Raw genomic sequence first — 18,139 nt, forward strand, 5'->3', positions numbered from 1 at the left:
AGTGAGTAAAAAATATATTAAGCTCGATGATTTTTTTTCGGATTTCCAGGATGACCTAGGAGATCTCTACGATGGTGCCTTAGAACCTTCCAAGGAAGAACAGGAAGTACAAAAAATTATTGATCAGCTCCTAGAAAAGCGTTACCAAGGCGAAGTCTTTTTGGCTGAAGGGGGAATGAAGAAGATCATTCGCAGTCGTGATAGCCTTACCTCACGGGACGTCGCCATAGCCTTTCTCAAATCCGACGAAAAAGAAAAATTGAGTAGCTTTATCAAAGAAGCTCGCCTCAATGCCCGATTGCAGCATCCCAATATCATGACCGTGTATGATATCGGCGTCGACGATAAGAACGAAGTGTTTTTTACTATGAAGCTAATTGAGGGCCAAGAACTCGGTGACATTTTAAAAGATCTTCGTGAAGGAAAAAAATCTGCATACGACCTGCAAAAACTACTCTATATCTTTCTCAAGATTTGTGAAGCAATTGCCTTTGCTCATTCCAAAGCCATCCTTCATCTGGATCTCAAACCAGAGAATATTCAAGTAGGCGAATTTGGTGAGGTGCTCGTTTGCGACTGGGGCTTAGCCAAAGATCTCAAAGCAAACAAAGAAACTGCCGAAATTGAGCTCAATGAGCCACCAATTTTTAAAGCTGATAAAAACCTCGATTTGGATGTATGCTCCACCCTCGATGGTATAATCAAAGGTAGTCTCGGCTATATGGCACCGGAACAAGCCGAAGGACGCAATAAAGAAAAAGACGAACGCAGCGATATCTATAGCCTAGGTGCGATCCTCTACTCACTACTCACTTACGAAATTCCGGTAGATTCGAGCGACATTCACTCAGCCATACGTCAATGTGTCAGTGGAGCCATCGTCCTACCCTCAGTTCGAGCTTCGCACAAGATCCCCGAAGCCCTAGAAGCTGTCACCCTAAAAGCCATGGCAACTGATCCCAATCAGCGTTATCAGACGGTGGGTGCTTTGGTTAAAGATGTGGAAGCTTACCTAGGTGGTTTTGCGACCAGCGCAGAAGACGCCGACTTCATGACTCAAATCAAGCTCTTGATCAAAAGGAATAAGACAGCGAGCTCACTCATTGCGCTCTCATTTGTGATTATTTCCCTGCTCATTGCTGCCTTTATTGATCAGATCTTCACTCGTGAAAAAGAAGCCGTACTTGCCAAAGAAAAAGCCCAAGAATTACAAGCTTTAGCAGAAAGTGAAACTCAACGTGCCGAAGCAGAAAATCAACTGCGTATGACCCTGAGTCGTAAAGCTGCTCCCGCTTTCTTTCGTCGCTCACAACTCACTTGGAAAAATTATCAGTTCCTCGCTTTTGAGAACGCTATAAAAATGACTCTGGAGCTTGATGATAAATCAAAGAAGGCCTGGAACCTTTATGCCCTAAGCCTTTTGGGTGAAATGCAATTCGAAGCCGCTGATAAGGCATTTCAAAAGGGCTTTGGTGGCGAAGCTTACCAGCCATTTATCAGAAAATGGCGCCTGCTCAATATTCAAGAAACAAATGTGGCTCAATTTATTATCGACCTCCAAGAACTTGGGCTCAATCGAGAAATAGCCATCGTCATGAATCACTTTCAAAAAGATCGCGAATACAAAGATAAATACGTGTTTTTATCCACTATTATAAAAGCCACTTACGGTACGAAATCTAGCATAGAAGTCCAATACAATAGTAATGAACGCAGCATCAAGATTGATGGTAAATACTTTCGTAAAATATCCCTCATAAATGGCATTGCCCTTAAAAAAATAGACCTTTCCAATACAGTGGTGACCAAGTTGGATTTGTTTCATAGTTGGACACTACAAGAACTCAATTTAAGTAAAACAAAAGTCAGTGATATCCAAGCACTACAAAATAACCCCTTAGAAAACCTCGACATCTCTTACACCGCCGTAAATGATATCAATGTGCTTCAGGGTATGCCACTCAAAAAGCTAAATATTGCCGGCTTACGTCTCAAGAACCTCTCCCCCCTACTCAACTGCACACAACTGGAACAACTTACCTTGAGTCAAGATATGGTCGCACGCGAGCCAAAAGTCGTCGAAGCCCTCAAAGAGAAATGTTCAGTCATCATTCTGGAATAAAGTGAGCCCTTAGCTCTTTATCTTTATCCACTGCTTTTAACACTTGTAGATCAAAATCAATCACCCTTCCGCCCGTCGATCGCTGGCAAGCCTCGCAGGGATGGGGACGGAGTCCCTAAACTTCCAACTCAATTATTTTTTTAATTGCGAATCGCTCAATTCAAAGTTACCCTTGATGTCTTTCTTGGTGACTCAGCGTCTTGGCGTGAAATAATATATCTATGTTTCAATTGAAGTGTGTAAATGAGACTTGTTCTTTAGTTTCTCTCGCGAAAGCACCAAGACACGAAGTTTATGTTCAGCAAATAATTTAAAGAAACTATTTCACCACAGAGTGCACGGAGTACTCAGAGAGGAGTTTTAAGATTGCTCTTTTTGAACAATTGGCAGATCGGCTTCGCAGGCTCGACTTGTTTTTTTTGCTGGGAGCGCGGGTGGCTCGCCCGCAACTGCGGACAATTCTTCCTATTAAAATGGCCTTTGATGTCTTTCTTGGTGACTCAGCGTCTTGGCGTGAAATAATACATCTATGTTTCAATTGAAGTGTGTAAATGAGACTCGTTATTTAGTTTCTCTCGCGAAGGCGCCAAGACACGAAGTTTATGTTCAGCAAATAATTTAAAGAAACTATTTCACCACAGAGTGCACGGAGTACTCAGAGAGGAGTTTTAAGATTGCTCTTTTTGAACAATTGACAGATCGGCTTCGCAGGCTCGACTTGTTTTTTTTTTGCTGGGAGCGCGGGCGGCTCGCCCGCAATTGCGGACAACTCTTCCCATTCAAAATGGCCTTTGATGTCTTTCTTGGCGACTCAGCGTCTTGGCGTGAAATAATATATCTATATTTCAATTGAAGTGTGTAAATGAGACTTGTTCTTTAGTTTCTCTCGCGAAGTTGCTAGGACACGAATTTTTTTAGTTATTATAAAAGTTGGTAGATCTTTTTATTCGCATGCCTACTGCAGTGTTGGTATATTTAGAGGACGGAGTCAAGCATAAATAGCAAGAAATTGGAGTAGATAAGTTTCCTTGTGAGTCACAATTCAAATAGAAATCACTTGCTCAGCTTAGACCTTATGTAATAAATAAGTAATACCTACAGTGCTTTATTCGTTTAAACCACTAGAGTATAAACGCACAATTGTGCACATTAAATAAATATATTATGGATTCTATTATGGAAACTGGTACAGTTAAGTGGTTTGCCGATGACAAAGGCTTTGGTTTTATAACTCCAAATAGCGGTGACAAAGATCTTTTTGTTCACCACACTGAAATTCAAACAGGTGGTTTTAAATCTTTAGCCGAAGGTCAAAAGGTTGAGTACGAAGTTGGACAAGGTCAAAAAGGACCATGTGCAACTAATGTTACACCACTATAACATAGTTTTCCGTCTCTCTACAGAGACACGACAAACGATTTGAAGAAACGCCGAATTTACAAATGGAAATTCGGCGTCTCTCATTTCTCAATCACTTATATTGATATGTAGCTTCTCTGCTAAATATTCTATCTTTAAATCAACTTAAGAGATCACGATGGCAAAACCCAACTATTCATATGAAAAACGACAGAAAGACCTTGCGAAAAAAAAGAAGAAAGAAGAAAAACGCTTGAAGAAACTCGCCATAAAGAATGAGAAACTAGCAAGCGATACACCTCCTTCAGATCTCCCGCCTAATAATACATAATAAACAATCAAGCTAATAGCTTCTATTCGATGTGCTCGCTCAAGCTATAGCTTACTTTTGAACTTATGATTAAGTTTAAAACAATATGCCAGAGCCCAATCCAGCAAGAATCATAAGCTTTGCCTCCCCGAAAGATCTCGGCCAATGGCTCAAGAAAAATCACCACATCAAAAGCGAACTATGGGTGAAGATATTCAAGAAAAACACGGGCATCCCGAGTGTAACTTGGGACGATGTAGTTATTGAGATATTATGTTGGGGCTGGATTGATGGCATCAAGAAGTCAATTGATGATAAAGCCTATCTTCAGCGAATTACGCCAAGAAAAGTAAAAAGTAAATGGTCGAAACGAAACAGAGATCATGTTGAGCGTTTAATCAAAGATGGGCTAATGATGGAGTCAGGACTCGTGCACGTTCGAGCGGCTAAAGCAGACGGTCGTTGGGCGAATGCTTATACGGCAAGTGAAATGAAAGTGCCCGCCGATTTCCTCGCAGCACTCGAGACTAAGCCTAAGGCGAAAATGTTTTTTGAAACACTCACGAAATCGAGTCGCTATCTTATTGCCTACGGATTAACAAGTGCGAAGAATCCCGAGACAAGGCAGAGACGATTCGAGAAATTTTTAGAAATGCTTCGTCACAATCAAAAGCCGACTTAGTCCTAGAAAGAGCACTCAAAAGCTAAAAGCTTTTTTATACTGCTAACTGATTTTGATAACTGTCGACTTTTTCAAACTGCAGTTAGTCTGCGAACGATCTGTAGCGAATGAAATGAGCGATCTTCAAACTTTTTTATACTGCTAACTGATTTCTGACGACTGCAACTTACCCTAAATAGTTAATTTAAAACAGCTTAAGAAATCTCTTCTTCGAGGCGTTTGATTTCTTTGAAGAGGACTTGTTCGACGCGCTTTTTGTAGACGTAGGCGGAGCCTTCTGTGACGCCGACGGTTTCTGCGATCTCCGCAACTTTTTTGCCTTCGCGGAACATCATGAAGGCATCGCGAGCATTGGCATGGAGGTCGTCTTTAACATTCTTCCATGCGAGGTTGGCAATGTAAGTACGCCATTCGCTCTCGGCAATTGTTTCGATCTCTGGCAGGCTGACGCCATTGAGGTAGCCTTCGACTTCCTGACGTTTCACTTTTTCGTAGCGCTTGAGGCGGGCTTGCTGTGATTTAAGGAAGTTTTTTACCGTATTGCCCGTGACCGTACAGAGCCAACCGCGAAAACGTCCCTTCTGCTGACTATAATCAAAGTCAGGCATCTTATCCCAGAGTTTGATCAAAACATTCTGACTGATTTCTTCGGCATCGTGATGATTGAGGTTCATGCGTCGGGCAATAACGTAGAGGTAGGGACGGTAGTAATAGACAAACTCTTCCCAAGCGGATTCATCATCGTGATTTTTCGCACGTAAGAGAAGGGTCTGTCGGGTATTCCAGTCAGTCATATATCTACCTTAATTTTGAATAAATATATTTTACTGGTACAAGGCTTTTAACTCAAGGAAAAAAAGCCTTGGCTTTATTGAATTCCCGTGATTAAAGCTTGCTTTTCACGCTTCTTTGCGAGGCTCGTGCTTAGGGACTGCTTTAAAATTTCCACTTCTTGCTGATTGAGTTTCTGACTCGCTTCTTCAAGAATGAACTCTTGCTCCATCTTATAGAAATCCTGCAAGCGTTTCTGGACCTTGTCGTAGCCTCTTTTTCCGGGTTTTAATTTGGCTTTTTCAGCTTTGAGTTCTTTGTACCAATTGAGGTTCTCATCCCACCAAAAACGTTTGTATAAACCTAGGACCGCTTGCTTTGATTCACTCGTTAAACTTGAGTTTTGGATACTGGCTGGAAGCTGATAGTCCTTAGCCATGGGGATCGGTTTCTCGGGGTAATCATAATCATAGTACTTTACTTCTTCGACACCTCCAAAGGACCAGAGCTCACCCTTAATTTGTTTGCCTTTGTTAAATACATCTACACGCCAGTAATAAGTCTTTTGAGGATCGAGTTTTCCGGGTGTAAAAATATTACGGCTTTGCTGACCACGGAAAGCCGCGGCATCGCCCTTCTCTACTGCGAATTTGTCGGCGGAAAAATAGATATCAAAGGCTTCGTATTCACGTGCGGGGCGCCACATTAACTCAGCATCAGCTTTGACATTTTTAGCATTGAGCGCGGGAATCGGCATACTCGCTTTTGTATGCTTGTAACCAGGGATCCAATAATTTTCACTCGTACTATCATAGGGGCCCACATTCGCTAAAGTTTTGATCGGGCGAAAATCCAAATTGCTGGGATCGCGAAGTACAGAACGTGGGTCGGTCTCTAAGTTATTTTCACTCTTGCAGAAAAGTGGAATACCGCGGCTCACGACAAAGTGACCATTGATCGCTCCCGCGAGGTTATTTTTCACTGTTGAATAACGATTATAACCGCCCATGAGTGGCGCACAGGGAAGCGCAATATCAGTCTTGCCTGCAGAGAAAGCATCGAAGGAGAGATTATTATAAACTTGGTGTCGATCACCTTTGAGTTTTAAACCAGCTGAATTCCAAGCGACGTTGTGATTGACGGTCCCGCCCTCGCCCCAATTGACAAAAGCCGTGAACATACTGGAAGTATCGAATCGAATTGCGGCTTTACTGCGCAGGCCATGAATCCAGTTGTGACTGACTTTTACATCCTTAATAGCATAAACACCGCAGTTGATTGCCGAGCCATCGTGTTGGAGTAAGCTCATATTGTGAAGGTAATTGTATTCAACGATATCCGCAGGACCCGAACGGTAGCCCTCGGAATTACCCGCAGTATGCACCGTGTTGTAGCGGAAAGTTGTGTGACGTCCCTTGCCCATTTCTATGGTGCCACCATCTCCACCACCAATGCACGTGAAATCAATATGATGAAAGAGGTTATTCTCAACTATGTTTTTGTATCCCGTCATCTTGAGTGCTGGGCCATCAGCGTATTCAAAGACGCAATTGCTCACACGATTATTGCTGGGTTCCATTTCCGTCGACATAGAGTTCTCTATTTTGGTGTACTGATTCTTGCCAAATTCACCCAAGACAAATTTATTGAATGAGGGGTACTTAAAATGACAGTCATCCACAGTCATATTGGCGCAGTTCGCAATATTGAGTGTGGAAGCAAAAAACTGAATACCCTGAATCTTGAGGTGCTGAGATTTTTTGATCAACAAATTAAAATCCTGCACTTTGGCGCGAATTTTTAAATCCTGAGGCTTTTGTCCCGCTTGGGGTTTGAGGTAGAGTTTCTTATCCTCTGGAGTGAAGTACCATTCCTTCTCCGCATCTAGGGCCATGAGTCCCTCGAGGTAATAATGGCCCAGCTTCTTTTTGTGAGCAAAGAACTTGTCGTTATTGAGCATGTTGAGGTTGCCCTTCATGGTCGTGGTATCGTAAGTGAATTGATCACTTCCCGCTTGGTGTTTGGCAACGTGCTGAGCGTAGCTCATCCAAGCATTGATATTGAGAACGGCTACAGCACCAGTGAAGTCGATACCCGTTTGGGCTAAAGTTTGTTGATTGACGCCCTCCTCTAGACCTTTGGGTCGAGCATCTACCATGGTGCCAAAAGTACTTTCTTTACCTTGGTGGCGCCAAGTGGCTTCCATATCAAAGACGGAATCGTTTTCAAAAGAGGCGTTGGGCCAACGTGCGGTAATAGCCATTTCATCATTGATGAAGAGTTGGGTGATATCGCGATCAAGTGTGGTGCTAAATATACCTTTATCATCAGCTTGCCATTCTTGTTCTATGAGTACTGAACCATCGAAAATAACTTCTTCACCAGGATAAGCCACGAGGCTGATAGGTTTATCTTGCTGACCCTCGAGGCCAGATATATCGATGACTTCAGAATAACGTCCCGCTCTTATGTAGACGCCATCGCCGGGCTTTAAGCGTTTCGCTAAAGCATTGATAGATTTTAAGGGAGCATCAATGCTTCCCGAATTCTGATCATCGCCCTGGGCAGAGATAAAATAAGTTTGTCCAGAGAATTGAGGCAAAACAATTGCCTGATGCAGTTCAGTAGATTTATTTATACTCGCATGTGTAGCATCTTGAGCTTGATTACAGGAAGCAATGAGTCCCATGAGGCTCAGAGAGCTGAGTAAGCGCCATTTTTTATTCATTATTGATGTCCTTAATGACTTTTCTTTTTAAACTTTTTGAGGGCCGCGTAATCAATGGGCGGCGGATTTTCGAAATCAAATTCATCTCCCATGCTGACCTGCAGTTTTTTGAGGTCCGACTTCAAAGTATCTAATACAGCTTTGTATTCTGGCTTATCTGCGAGGTCATGCATTTCTTTGGGATCCTTTTCCAAATTGTAGAGGCGGTATTTCTTGGCATAGGGATAAACCATTAACTTCCAATTATCTTTGAGGATCATGCGCTGATAATTGATGTACTTGCCATAAATAGCGGGATAATGCTGCTTGGTTTTCTCCTCAATGAGGGGAAGCAGACTTTTAAATTCCACGTACTCTGGCTTGGCGATCGTCGCTAAATCAAGACTTGTTGCCATGGCATCCTGAATGTAAATAGAGGTGGCATTGCGCTGACCCTTAGGGATACTGGGACCCACGATAATGAAGGGGGCACGCATGCTATGTTCATACATATTTTGCTTACCTACTAAACCGTGTTCCCCTACAGCTAAGCCGTGATCGGAAGTGAAAATGACATAAGTATTGTCAGCTTTTCCAGAATCTTTAAGTGCCTTGAGTACACGGCCAATATTGTGATCCATGTGCGTTGTGGCCGCAAAGTATTCCTGACGGTTAATTTTAGTGGCGTATTCATTGCGGGGGAAAGGCATAATAGCGGCGTCGCGCAATTGCTTACCACAGCCAATTTGATCGCGGTAGGGATAAAGACCTAAATGGTTTTTGGGTAATGAGATCTTATCGATGGGATACATATCCACATACTCTTTGGGTGCCTGACGTGGATCGTGGGGTGCGTTAAAACCCACGTACATGAAAAATGGTTGATCAATGTCTTTGGCATCATCCAAAAATTCTATCGCATCATCTGCGGTAACTTCTGTCCAGTGTTTTCCACCTTCCCAAAATCCGCCATGCTGTTTATCCCAAGGTTTCCAACCTTGTTCATAGTCCTGTGGATGGAGAGGACGATTCTGCCCTGCTTCTGTTTGAGCTGGCATTCCACCACGTACATTTTTTGTGATGTCAAAAGGAGGGTTTTTAAATGTTTTCCCTGGCACATGCCATTTGCCAGTCATGTAAGTTTTGTAGCCCGCAGCTTTCATGATCTGAGCCCATTGAGGCTGCTTGCGTACAGTCTGATTAGCGCGATTAACAAAGGCACCCGAGTTAAACATGGCACGACTCGCCATGCAAACGGCACCACTCCAGGAACCCATATTATAAGCTCTAGTGAATAGTATGCCCTCTTTTGCCAAGCTATCTAAGTGGGGAGTCTGACATTCTAATTCCCACATGATCGACAAAGTTTCTAAGGCCTGGTCATCAGATAAAATAAAGAGAATATTAGGTTTTGCACTCTCCGCGAAAAGGCTATTCGCGAAGAGTGTAAGAAGAAGTGATATTTTTAAAAACTGAGTCATGAAAATTCCTTTTTGTTCTGATTTAACTCTAATACAAAGCTGAACTCAATCATTAAACTCAATTCAGTGATCATTTCCCCAGTTTATAGAGCGTACACTTTAACTTGCTTGAGTGCTAAAGCAGGTGCACGCATAGATTTGATGCGATCATCCTCTTTTTGCATTTGCAATTCAGATGTATTCTTCAAGCCAATTTTTACATATTTAGCCTCAGTGTTCACTTTGGGTGTAATATGCCATTCGCGACCCATGGCAATATGATAAGGATCTGCCTGCCAAATTTCCTTCCAGTCCTTACCATCGAGGCTGGTCCAAACCGTTAAGCCACGCATGGCATTCTGACGATCTTTTGAATTGGCAATGATATGAAGGCCGTTAACTTTAGCCGAATCTTTGAGCTCGAGTTGAAACCAAGCGCCTTCACCTGGTTTAGATTCGAAAATCGGACCGCTTGAAGGTTCGTCAACGAGGTTGACCACATCAGAAACTTTAGCATTTGGGTTTCTTAGTGAGCTATAAGTGACTTTAGCATTTTTCGAAACGAGTTGGCCGCGTTTCTCAGGAAAAATAGCCGCTAGATATTGTTCAGGAAAACCTGCTTGCAAACCGATTTTTGATGTATCAATTGGCTTAAAGCCCGATTTTAATGCAGGTGAATCCGCTGCTAACTTAAAATCTGCAGGAGTCATTTCTTTATTGAAATCTAAAGGCTTAGCAAATAGTGGATCGGCTAAGATAGAATTTTTTTCCTGACCTTTCCCCTTCCACGTTTCTAAATGCTTCTCAACTTTATTTAAACCATTGGTCGCGAAAAATACATTGCTCTGTAAATCACAAGACTCTGGAGTCTTGATTGTATTCGATGATCGACCCGTATAAGGAGCGATGCCTGCTCTGGTGTGATAGAAAATATTGTTTTTCACTTTTGAGCCAGGGTTAGGTTGCTGGTCTGGGTAGAGGCTAAAACGAATATTTGTATTGATGAACATATTATTTGTGACGTCATTATTACCTTTGTGAACCATTCCACCCGCAAGGATGAGGTTTTCTGTATATGTTGTGCCACGCTGCCAGTCATCACAACGCAAACCGTTACCTAAACTCATATAGAGAAAGTTACGGCGCATGATGTTACCCGTACCTGCACCCGAAACATTGAGTGCAGCGCCATCACCAATTTTTGTTCTCGCGCGATAAACGTAGTTATTTTCAACGATATTATCTCTTGTGTGAAGGTAAGGAAGCGTTTTGTCCTGGATCTTATCCCCCTTAAACTCTTTCTCTTTAATTTCATTCCAGCGCAAAGTTTTACTGGCTTCATCCCAGTCGACTTCTTTGCCTTCTTCGAAAATGGCGCCGCGAACTCCGCAAAGCCCAATAGCTTTACGAGGAACATTGCGGATATGATTATTGGCAATATGATTCGCCCCACTCTGCCAGACAAAAATGGCGTGACCATGCCAAATCACTTCGCCGCAACGATCAATGAGATTGTTTTCAATTTTATTATTTTTATTGACGTCTTTCGTTCCTGGGCCATAACCACAGAGTAAGATTCCCATGTGGCCCACACGATCTATTAAATTATTCTTTACTGTGATCTTTTGTGCGTGAAGATCGAGGCGAATTGCTGAGCTGCCGCCATTGGTGAAACGTGACTCACTTACGGAGCAGTTTTCCGCGCCACGAAAGCGCAACATGGCGTTGGCATAATCAAACTTATCCCAATCGTGCTGTATACCCCAGCCTTTATGATCGTCATACCAAGAGTAGCGATCTGTGTGGGTAAATGTTAAACCTTTGAGGTGAATATTTTTTACGGGTTGATCCACTGGACCATCATAATTAATTTTACCTTCGAGTTTCACGAGTTCGATGAGCGCTGGAGCTACGATATTGGCACTTGGCTGAGCCGATTTAGGCCAGTAGTAAATCTTTCTAGTTTGGGTATTCACACACCACTCACCAGGAGTATCCAATACATCGATAACATTCTCAACTCGCGTGGGGTTGTAGGGTTTAGGCGTAGTTGATGGAGGTGTATTGCCTTCGTATTTCAACCAAGCTACATTGCCCTCAAGTTTTTCGATCGTTGAAATATTTTGCGTCCATGGAACACCACAGAAAAAGGCTTCCACATCGCTTAAGTTTTCCCAGTTCTTAATTTTATCTCCTGGGAATTCGAGGCGTCGTAATAAGGGACGATCAGCTTCTAGGGCGACATTTCGCGTTGCAAATTTTTTGAAGTTCTGTTGTGGAGCCTGAAAACCACGACAACGAGCTCGTTCGAGCCTAAAATCGCCATCAAAGAGAACTTTAAAATCTTTTAAGCCTGTAGGCATATCGGCTACCCAGATTTTGCCTTTTGCGACTTCCGCAGTTCCTGTTGGATAATCACTAACTTTCTTCCAATTAACTACGTTCACACCCGCGCTGAGCACTGGGCTTTCATTTTTATACGCCTGGTAAGTGTTTTTAAAACCATCTAAAGCACTGTCTTCGAGTCCTAAAACAAAAGTCTTATCTCTTTTATATGTTCCCGCTCGAAGGTAGACATTGTGATCTTCTTTAATACCTTGAGCTTTTAATTTTCTAATGGATTCTCGAGCTTTCTCCAAGCTCTTAAAGGGAGCATTTAGTGATCCCTCGTTAGCATCTTTTCCCTGTGGGGAAACGTAAAAATCGGCTGCTTGAGCAGCACAGGCCAAAAGAGTCGAAGCGACTAATGACTTAATGAATTTCATTATAAAACCTTAGTTATATTGGATTGCACCCATACTTACAGAATGAGCAACAACGTTTAGATGTCTCAAAAACCCATCTGCTTAGATAAGGGTAATTGAGTAAATAAAATTTTAGCGAAAACTATCCCACATGGTATCGGACTCATCGCTAGATTCATAAGGGCTACGGAGGCCTAAAAAAGTTTGCATTAAACTCATCGCTTTAGCCGATCCATCGACCATCAAAAAATTGGCTTCACCGTATTCATGAGTCCAAAAGATACTGGCATCACCTTCTGCAGCTGCCATGTGAGCCGAACTTCTCACGCCACGGTTCATAGCGCCCAAGTTATTTCCTGCCCAGGGGTAATCAAACATCAGCACTGTTTCTGAGCTTTTGTTCACTTCAGTCGTGGATTTACCATAGGTATTGCTGACCATGCCCAAGTAACGACTATCACTGTCAGTGCCTGAAGCATTGGCTTGATTCATTGTGTAGGAACGTATTTTTCTGTTGGCATTACTGCGGACAACATCATCAACGGGGCAAATATAAATATCCGATTGAGCTGGCCATACACCCGTCATATCGCCATCGCTTAAATTCCTTCCGTCATAGCCCTGACCTAGACGGTCGTCCCAAGTGATATTTCTTCCTTCATCGGGTGCAGTATTACCTGATTTTGGGACTCGTGAATCATTATCACCAGCATACATGGCAACAGCAAAACCAATTTGCTTCTGATTACTTAGTGCCTGACCGAAATGAACCTAAGTCTTTTAAGTATAATAATTTATAAGGAAAATAAGTTGTGAGTTTTTCTAGAAAACAGTATTAAAGCACCCTATAAAACTTTTGTTTAAATGTATAGTGCTTCATCATAAACTACTTTTATCCAATAGGATACAGATAAAATAAAAGAACCCAAGGTGTCATATAGCATGCGTAATTTTACAAGTACACAAGCAGAATTAGGAGAAAACCCACTTCTCGGAGTCACGCCAATTGAACAAGTGAGACTCGACACATACTGCCGTGATGAAATAACCAAAACTCTTCGTGGTTTACAAGAAATTTATCGAAACAAAGTTTTACTCAAAGAAATCCAAGATGTTTTGTCTGAATTAGTTCCTAAAGGAACATCCTGGAATGATGGACGTAAAGGAATGGATCTCTGGGTTATTTTTGTTTTAGGCACTTTGCGTTTGAGCTGTAATTGGGATTATGACAAGCTCAAAAGTTGCTATGATTATCATCACAAAATTCGGGAGATCTGTGGAGTTGATCTTTTTTGTGATGTCGACATAGTTACAGGACGCCAAACAATACACGATAACGTTAGCCTTTTTACAAAAGAAATTGCCAATAAAATTAGTAAGCTCGTAGTTGCTTTCAGCCATGAATTACTTTTCCCAGAAGAACGAGAATTACATAGTCGTTGCGATTCTTTTGTTTTTGAAACGAATGTTCATTTCCCCACTGATTTGAATCTATTAAAAGATTCTGTACGCAAAGTATTGAGCATCGGAGGCAAATTGGCTTCATCTTTGAAAATCACTGGCTGGCGTGAAGTAAAAAGCCAGCAAAAGAAATTCCATAGCCTTTATAATAAACTGAGCAAGATGCGTCACTCTAACTCGAAGAAAGAAGAGCGAAAGGAAAAACGTCGCTTAGAAATAGAGAGATAATTAAGGATTACTTAGTGTGGCTCGAGCTCATTTACTCAAAGCAAGAACTCTCCAGAATTCTTTAGATGAAGAGTGTCCCAAGCTTCAGTTAAACATGGATTACACGGACTTATTCATTAAGCAAATAAGTCGTAGAGTTCTTAATGGAGAGACTATTTCACCCGATGAAAAGGTGTATTCGATTTTTGAACCTCACACAGAATGGATATGCAAAGGAAAAGCTGGGATTCGTCAGGAACTTGGCGTGAAGGTATGTGTAGTTGAAGATCAGTTTGGCTTTATTCTCGACCATAGGATCATGAAGGGCGAGCAGGATAAAGACGTGGCGGTTGAAATGGTTCGTAAAAGTAAGGAGCTGTACCCTGGGCTGACATCGATGAGTTTTGATAAGGGTTTTTATTCAAAGGTAGATAAGGATGGTCAAAATAATCACTCCCGCATTGAAGCATTAGAGGTAAGAGCTCACCTCCCTGTAAAAGGTCGCCGAAATAAAGCTGCTCAAGAGCGTGAAAGTAAGGAGGCCTTTGTCGTCGCTCGCAAACAACACCCCGCAGTTGAATCAGCTATTAACGCTCTTGAAAGTCATGGTTTTGACCGATGCCCTGATAAGGGTACTCCTAATTTCGAACGTTATGCCGCTATGGCGATAAGTGCCAGTAATATCCATCATCTTGGTGCTATCATCATGGCCAGAGAAATCAAAGTCCTACGTAGAAAAAGAAAAAGCGCTTAAAGCTCTTCATAATAATAAAAACGCCATTCACGACGTACTTTCTCCTGCCTTGACTTAGTGAATAAATAGAAAAAAAGCCTTTGTTCTGACGCCTAGGCCTTAAAAAAATGATAATACTATGACTGCACGACACGTATAGCCATATTTTGAATTTTTATATTAACTTAAAATCATCAACAAACTCATAAACACTGGGTTTTCGGTCACGCACTACTTAAACAAACGGCAATTCGACTTTTATGTCGAGCTTTTCCTAAAACAGGCAATAATAAACTCGCTAAAATCCCAATAATTGCCACGACGACAAGAACCTCGATCAAAGTGAAGCGAGCTCTGGGAAAATTTCTAATGTTTTGTTGATGCATTTATTACTCCATGAAAGTTCTTTATATGGATAGTAAGAAACTCAAAGCCCTCTTTTCTCAGGCTCTTTAAAAAAATTATGAAAAATCTATTTTAAGCCCGTTAATTTTATGAACGGAACTTTGTCTTAAGGCGAATGACTCAGATTCTGAAAAGTGTTATTGAAAAGCAAAATCCAAACTGACTTAGAAATTAACTATTAATCTGGAGATGAATTAGATTTACTTTTGAGTGCTGAAAGCACGGTATAGTACGCCTATGCGTACACAACATCAGCGAGGTGAAAGACCTCGTCAGGGTTGACCGTCAGCCCTGTAGTCGAAGTCAACTGCGTCGTTGTGAAACGGGGTGGGTAGTAGGGCCTAGACGAAATATCAGTCCGTAGGATGACGAACGCGTTTCGGCCGGTCAGGGTGTCGAGCCTGCTATATCATGGCGAAGACCAGAGAGCGGGAGGAAGAGCTGCGTAGCCTGAGGGCGAAGTAAGCCAACTGCTCAAGTTATACACGCTGAAGAAAGGCGGAAAGAAAAGCGGTGTATAGACGCTGACAGGTGTTTGGTGACGGAATGGTGTGAAGGTGTTGTGGATCAAGTAGGGAGACCTGTGTGGGCAGTACGGATTAATCCGCCACGCAGGAGTCAGAGCCCTCATAGTAGCGATGAAGGTGGTGAAAGTCACTGGAGCAAAGGGGGGCAGGAAGGTGAAACTGAGAAGAAAAGAATAGAAGGAATATAAGAATGTCAGAAATGGCTAAACAAATATTACGACGAGATGAACGCTTTGTTGAAATACAAGCGTGGGCGTCACCTTCTGTCTGGACGGATCAGATGCTGAAAACTCTTCATAGAGGAGTTGAAAGAGGCAAGTGGTACAGCTTATCAGATAAGCTGATGCGTAAGAATAATATTATGGAGGCTTGGGAGAAAGTGTGTTCAAATAAGGGCAAACATGGAGTGGACATGGTATCAATCGAGCGCTACGAATCAGAGCTGGAGTATAATAATGCTAAGCTTCTCGAAGAACTGCAAGATGGAAGGTATGATCCCAGTGCAGTGCGCCGAGTGGAAATCCCAAAAGGTGATGGTCGAAAGACCAGACCTTTGGGAATACCCACAGTGCGTGATCGAGTAGTTCAAACAGCTCTGAAACATGTGATAGAGCCGATATTCGATATCGACTTCTCGCCCTACAGTTTTGGATTTCGTCCAAAGCTGGGTTGCAAGGATGCACTTAGACGAGTGAATGAATTGTTAAAGCAGGGCTATCTCTATGTTATGGATGCCGACATCCAAAGCTACTTCGATACTATACCACATGAGAAACTCATGAGTCGAGTCAAGGAAAAGATCATTGATGGTAAAATTCTTGATCTGATCGAACAATTCCTCAAAGCCAATATCTTTGATGGTCTCAAACATTGGGAACCTGAAGAAGGTACACCGCAGGGAGGAATTATCAGTCCTCTGTTAGCAAATATCTATCTTGATCTCTTTGATCACAAGATGACCGAGGCTGGATTCGAGATAGTGCGCTATGCAGACGATTTCCTGATCATGTGTAAAAGTAAAGAATCAGCCAAAAGGGCATTGCGCAAAACGCGAAGGTGGATGAAAGCCAATGGGCTGAAACTTCATCCAGAAAAAACGCGAATTGCCGACATGACAGAGAAGTGCGAGTACTTCGAGTTTCTCGGATACCATTTCGAGAGAACGCGAAATACACATCGCATTAAACGTTGGCCAAGGAAGCAGAGCCTGAAGAAATGCAAAGATGCCATACGCAAGAAAACGAGGAGAAGCAATAAGGACTCAATAGAGGACATAATTGCTTACCTTCGGCCAAATCTTCTCGGATGGTATCAATACTTCAAGCACTCCACTGTGTATGCAATGCGAGGTATAGATGAATTTACACGCAGAAGACTGCGCAGTATTATAGCCAAATATAATCGCAAGAAAGGTTCTCATCGCATGATTGATACTCGTAAATACAATAAAGCCTACTTTACAGATCTAGGCTTCTTTTCACTGGAGGAAGCCTGGAAACTGGAATTTCAGTCTCTTCGGAGTAAGCACTGACTGGAGAGCCGTATGCGGGAGAACCGCACGTACGGTTCGGAAGGAGGGGAGACTCCGCAAGGAGTCTTCCCTACCCTTATAATTAGCCTAGCTCGTGAAAGCTAGGTATATGTGAAACAAAAAAATTACGAGTTCTGAAGGAACGGCATAGTGCTCTAATCCATGCATACAGCATTCATAATATGACTATGTACATTATTATCCCAAGGCTTACGCCATTGGGCTAGATTGAGTCATGCTTTCAGCATTATACTAAACTAGTAAAAAATCAAGGCCAGTATTTTCTCAATCTATATACTTGCCGAAGTAATAGACCTACGCCTAAGGGCTTACCTATGACTATCCCACATGGTATCTGATGGATTGCTATTATCCCATGGGTAGCGTTGCCCTAAAAATGTTTGAGTGAGGGAAAGTCCCTTTGCGGAGCCATCGGTCATTAAATAATTCATTTCCCCCCAGCCATGTGACCAAAAGGAATCGCCACCATCTGGGTTCGTTACATGACTAGTTTTCCTCACATGTCGATTAGGGGTTCCCAAATCATTTGCTGGAGCGGGATAATCCAGCAACATAATTGTCTCTGTAGGATTATTGATTTCGACAAGCCTTCTAACTACATCCTCATCACCATTGGTCATGCCCAATTGCGATCCTGGACCTGCTTGAGTCATCGAGTAAGAACGTGGGTGGCGACCACTTGGCGTTTCATCTAAAGGGCAAACATAGAGCTCTGAAGTTGTTGGCCACACTCCATCCATTTGATTTTCTGTTAAGTTCCGACCATCATAACCACCGCCTAAGCGATCATCCCAGGTCTTAGTGGAACTTTGGGGCACATAATCATTATTGTCACCTGCGTACATAAATATGGCTGTGCCTAGCTGTTTTTGTTGGCTTAGGCAAACAACTATTCTGCTTTGTTTTCTAGCTTTACTTAAAACTGGCATTAAAAAACTGGCTAAAATACCAATAATGGCGACCACCACGAGTATTTCAATTAAGCTGAATTTTACCGTTCTAAGAATTGTTTGTTTATTGTTTGTCATGTCTTGCTCCAATTAAACTTATATACTTAAAGTAAGAAATGAAAGTGTATGTTTTCTCAGCTAGTACTAAG

At 42.3% G+C, this 18,139-nt stretch carries 12 protein-coding genes and 2 pseudogenes; 7 read left to right on the forward strand and 7 right to left on the reverse strand.

Features of this window, described 5'->3' with window-relative positions; all coding sequences use genetic code 11:
• Position 1: 1 nt before the first annotated feature.
• From LNTAR_RS00690 to LNTAR_RS00700, 4 genes are all read left to right on the forward strand, one after another.
• Positions 2-2,122, forward strand: a complete 2,121-nt coding sequence (locus LNTAR_RS00690; RefSeq protein WP_007276673.1) for a protein kinase domain-containing protein — start codon at positions 2-4, stop codon at positions 2,120-2,122.
• A 1,176-nt stretch (positions 2,123-3,298) separates the two neighbouring features.
• The gene (locus LNTAR_RS00695; RefSeq protein WP_007276675.1) at positions 3,299-3,502 is read left to right on the forward strand and encodes a cold-shock protein; all 204 of its coding nucleotides are present in this window, start codon (positions 3,299-3,301) and stop codon (positions 3,500-3,502) included.
• Between the two features lie 157 nt (positions 3,503-3,659).
• On the forward strand, positions 3,660-3,812 hold the full coding sequence (locus tag LNTAR_RS27630) for a hypothetical protein (RefSeq protein WP_007276676.1): 153 nt from the start codon (positions 3,660-3,662) through the stop codon (positions 3,810-3,812).
• An 85-nt stretch (positions 3,813-3,897) separates the two neighbouring features.
• Entirely contained in the window at positions 3,898-4,473 is a 576-nt protein-coding gene (locus LNTAR_RS00700) for a YdeI/OmpD-associated family protein (RefSeq protein WP_007276677.1), read from the forward strand.
• A gap of 194 nt (positions 4,474-4,667) precedes the next feature.
• Here the strand turns inward: LNTAR_RS00700 and LNTAR_RS00705 are convergent, their stop codons facing one another.
• The 5 genes from LNTAR_RS00705 to LNTAR_RS00725 all read right to left on the reverse strand — a co-directional run bounded on the left by LNTAR_RS00705 (position 4,668) and on the right by LNTAR_RS00725 (position 12,872).
• Positions 4,668-5,267 (reverse strand): RNA polymerase sigma factor, encoded by a 600-nt coding sequence (locus LNTAR_RS00705; RefSeq protein WP_007276678.1) that lies wholly within the window; start codon positions 5,265-5,267, stop codon positions 4,668-4,670.
• 74 nt (positions 5,268-5,341) lie between these two features.
• Positions 5,342-7,972 (reverse strand): polysaccharide lyase domain-containing protein, encoded by a 2,631-nt coding sequence (locus LNTAR_RS00710; protein WP_007276679.1) that lies wholly within the window; start codon positions 7,970-7,972, stop codon positions 5,342-5,344.
• Positions 7,973-7,983: 11 nt separating this feature from the next.
• Positions 7,984-9,432, reverse strand: a complete 1,449-nt coding sequence (locus LNTAR_RS00715) for a sulfatase family protein (protein ID WP_007276680.1) — start codon at positions 9,430-9,432, stop codon at positions 7,984-7,986.
• Between the two features lie 83 nt (positions 9,433-9,515).
• Entirely contained in the window at positions 9,516-12,176 is a 2,661-nt protein-coding gene (locus LNTAR_RS00720) for a right-handed parallel beta-helix repeat-containing protein (RefSeq protein WP_007276681.1), read from the reverse strand.
• Between the two features lie 111 nt (positions 12,177-12,287).
• A complete protein-coding gene (locus LNTAR_RS00725) occupies positions 12,288-12,872 on the reverse strand; it encodes a hypothetical protein (protein WP_007276682.1) in 585 nt (194 codons plus the stop codon).
• A 225-nt stretch (positions 12,873-13,097) separates the two neighbouring features.
• Between LNTAR_RS00725 and LNTAR_RS26410 the strand changes: the two are divergent.
• Positions 13,098-14,577, forward strand: a pseudogene (locus LNTAR_RS26410) (ISNCY-like element ISLar7 family transposase).
• 209 nt (positions 14,578-14,786) lie between these two features.
• Here LNTAR_RS26410 and LNTAR_RS00740 read toward each other — a convergent pair.
• Positions 14,787-14,942: pseudogene (locus tag LNTAR_RS00740) on the reverse strand (type II secretion system protein); the annotation flags it as partial.
• 557 nt (positions 14,943-15,499) lie between these two features.
• Between LNTAR_RS00740 and LNTAR_RS26965 the strand changes: the two are divergent.
• Both LNTAR_RS26965 and ltrA read left to right on the forward strand, forming a co-directional pair.
• Entirely contained in the window at positions 15,500-15,676 is a 177-nt protein-coding gene (locus LNTAR_RS26965) for a hypothetical protein (protein WP_007276686.1), read from the forward strand.
• A gap of 2 nt (positions 15,677-15,678) precedes the next feature.
• Positions 15,679-17,019, forward strand: coding sequence for a group II intron reverse transcriptase/maturase (ltrA, locus tag LNTAR_RS00745; protein WP_007276687.1), 1,341 nt, complete (start codon positions 15,679-15,681; stop codon positions 17,017-17,019).
• A gap of 329 nt (positions 17,020-17,348) precedes the next feature.
• Here the strand turns inward: ltrA and LNTAR_RS24785 are convergent, their stop codons facing one another.
• Positions 17,349-18,068 carry a type II secretion system protein gene (locus LNTAR_RS24785; protein WP_007276688.1) on the reverse strand — a complete coding sequence of 240 codons (720 nt, stop codon included), beginning with the start codon at positions 18,066-18,068 and terminating at the stop codon, positions 17,349-17,351.
• Positions 18,069-18,139: the final 71 nt, after the last annotated feature.

This window comes from Lentisphaera araneosa HTCC2155, assembly GCF_000170755.1.
GTDB lineage: Bacteria > Verrucomicrobiota > Lentisphaeria > Lentisphaerales > Lentisphaeraceae > Lentisphaera > Lentisphaera araneosa.

What these genes read in the sequence shown, in the direction of transcription:
- LNTAR_RS00695 (WP_007276675.1), top strand. Translation starts at nt 3,299, where the DNA reads ATGGAAACTGGTACAGTTAAGTGGTTTGCCGATGACAAAGGCTTTGGT.
- LNTAR_RS27630 (WP_007276676.1), top strand. Translation starts at nt 3,660, where the DNA reads ATGGCAAAACCCAACTATTCATATGAAAAACGACAGAAAGACCTTGCG.
- LNTAR_RS00700 (WP_007276677.1), top strand. Translation starts at nt 3,898, where the DNA reads ATGCCAGAGCCCAATCCAGCAAGAATCATAAGCTTTGCCTCCCCGAAA.
- LNTAR_RS00705 (WP_007276678.1), bottom strand. Translation starts at nt 5,267, where the DNA reads ATGACTGACTGGAATACCCGACAGACCCTTCTCTTACGTGCGAAAAAT.
- LNTAR_RS00710 (WP_007276679.1), bottom strand. Translation starts at nt 7,972, where the DNA reads ATGAATAAAAAATGGCGCTTACTCAGCTCTCTGAGCCTCATGGGACTC.
- LNTAR_RS00715 (WP_007276680.1), bottom strand. Translation starts at nt 9,432, where the DNA reads ATGACTCAGTTTTTAAAAATATCACTTCTTCTTACACTCTTCGCGAAT.
- LNTAR_RS00720 (WP_007276681.1), bottom strand. Translation starts at nt 12,176, where the DNA reads ATGAAATTCATTAAGTCATTAGTCGCTTCGACTCTTTTGGCCTGTGCT.
- LNTAR_RS00725 (WP_007276682.1), bottom strand. Translation starts at nt 12,872, where the DNA reads ATGTATGCTGGTGATAATGATTCACGAGTCCCAAAATCAGGTAATACT.
- ltrA (WP_007276687.1), top strand. Translation starts at nt 15,679, where the DNA reads ATGTCAGAAATGGCTAAACAAATATTACGACGAGATGAACGCTTTGTT.
- LNTAR_RS24785 (WP_007276688.1), bottom strand. Translation starts at nt 18,068, where the DNA reads ATGACAAACAATAAACAAACAATTCTTAGAACGGTAAAATTCAGCTTA.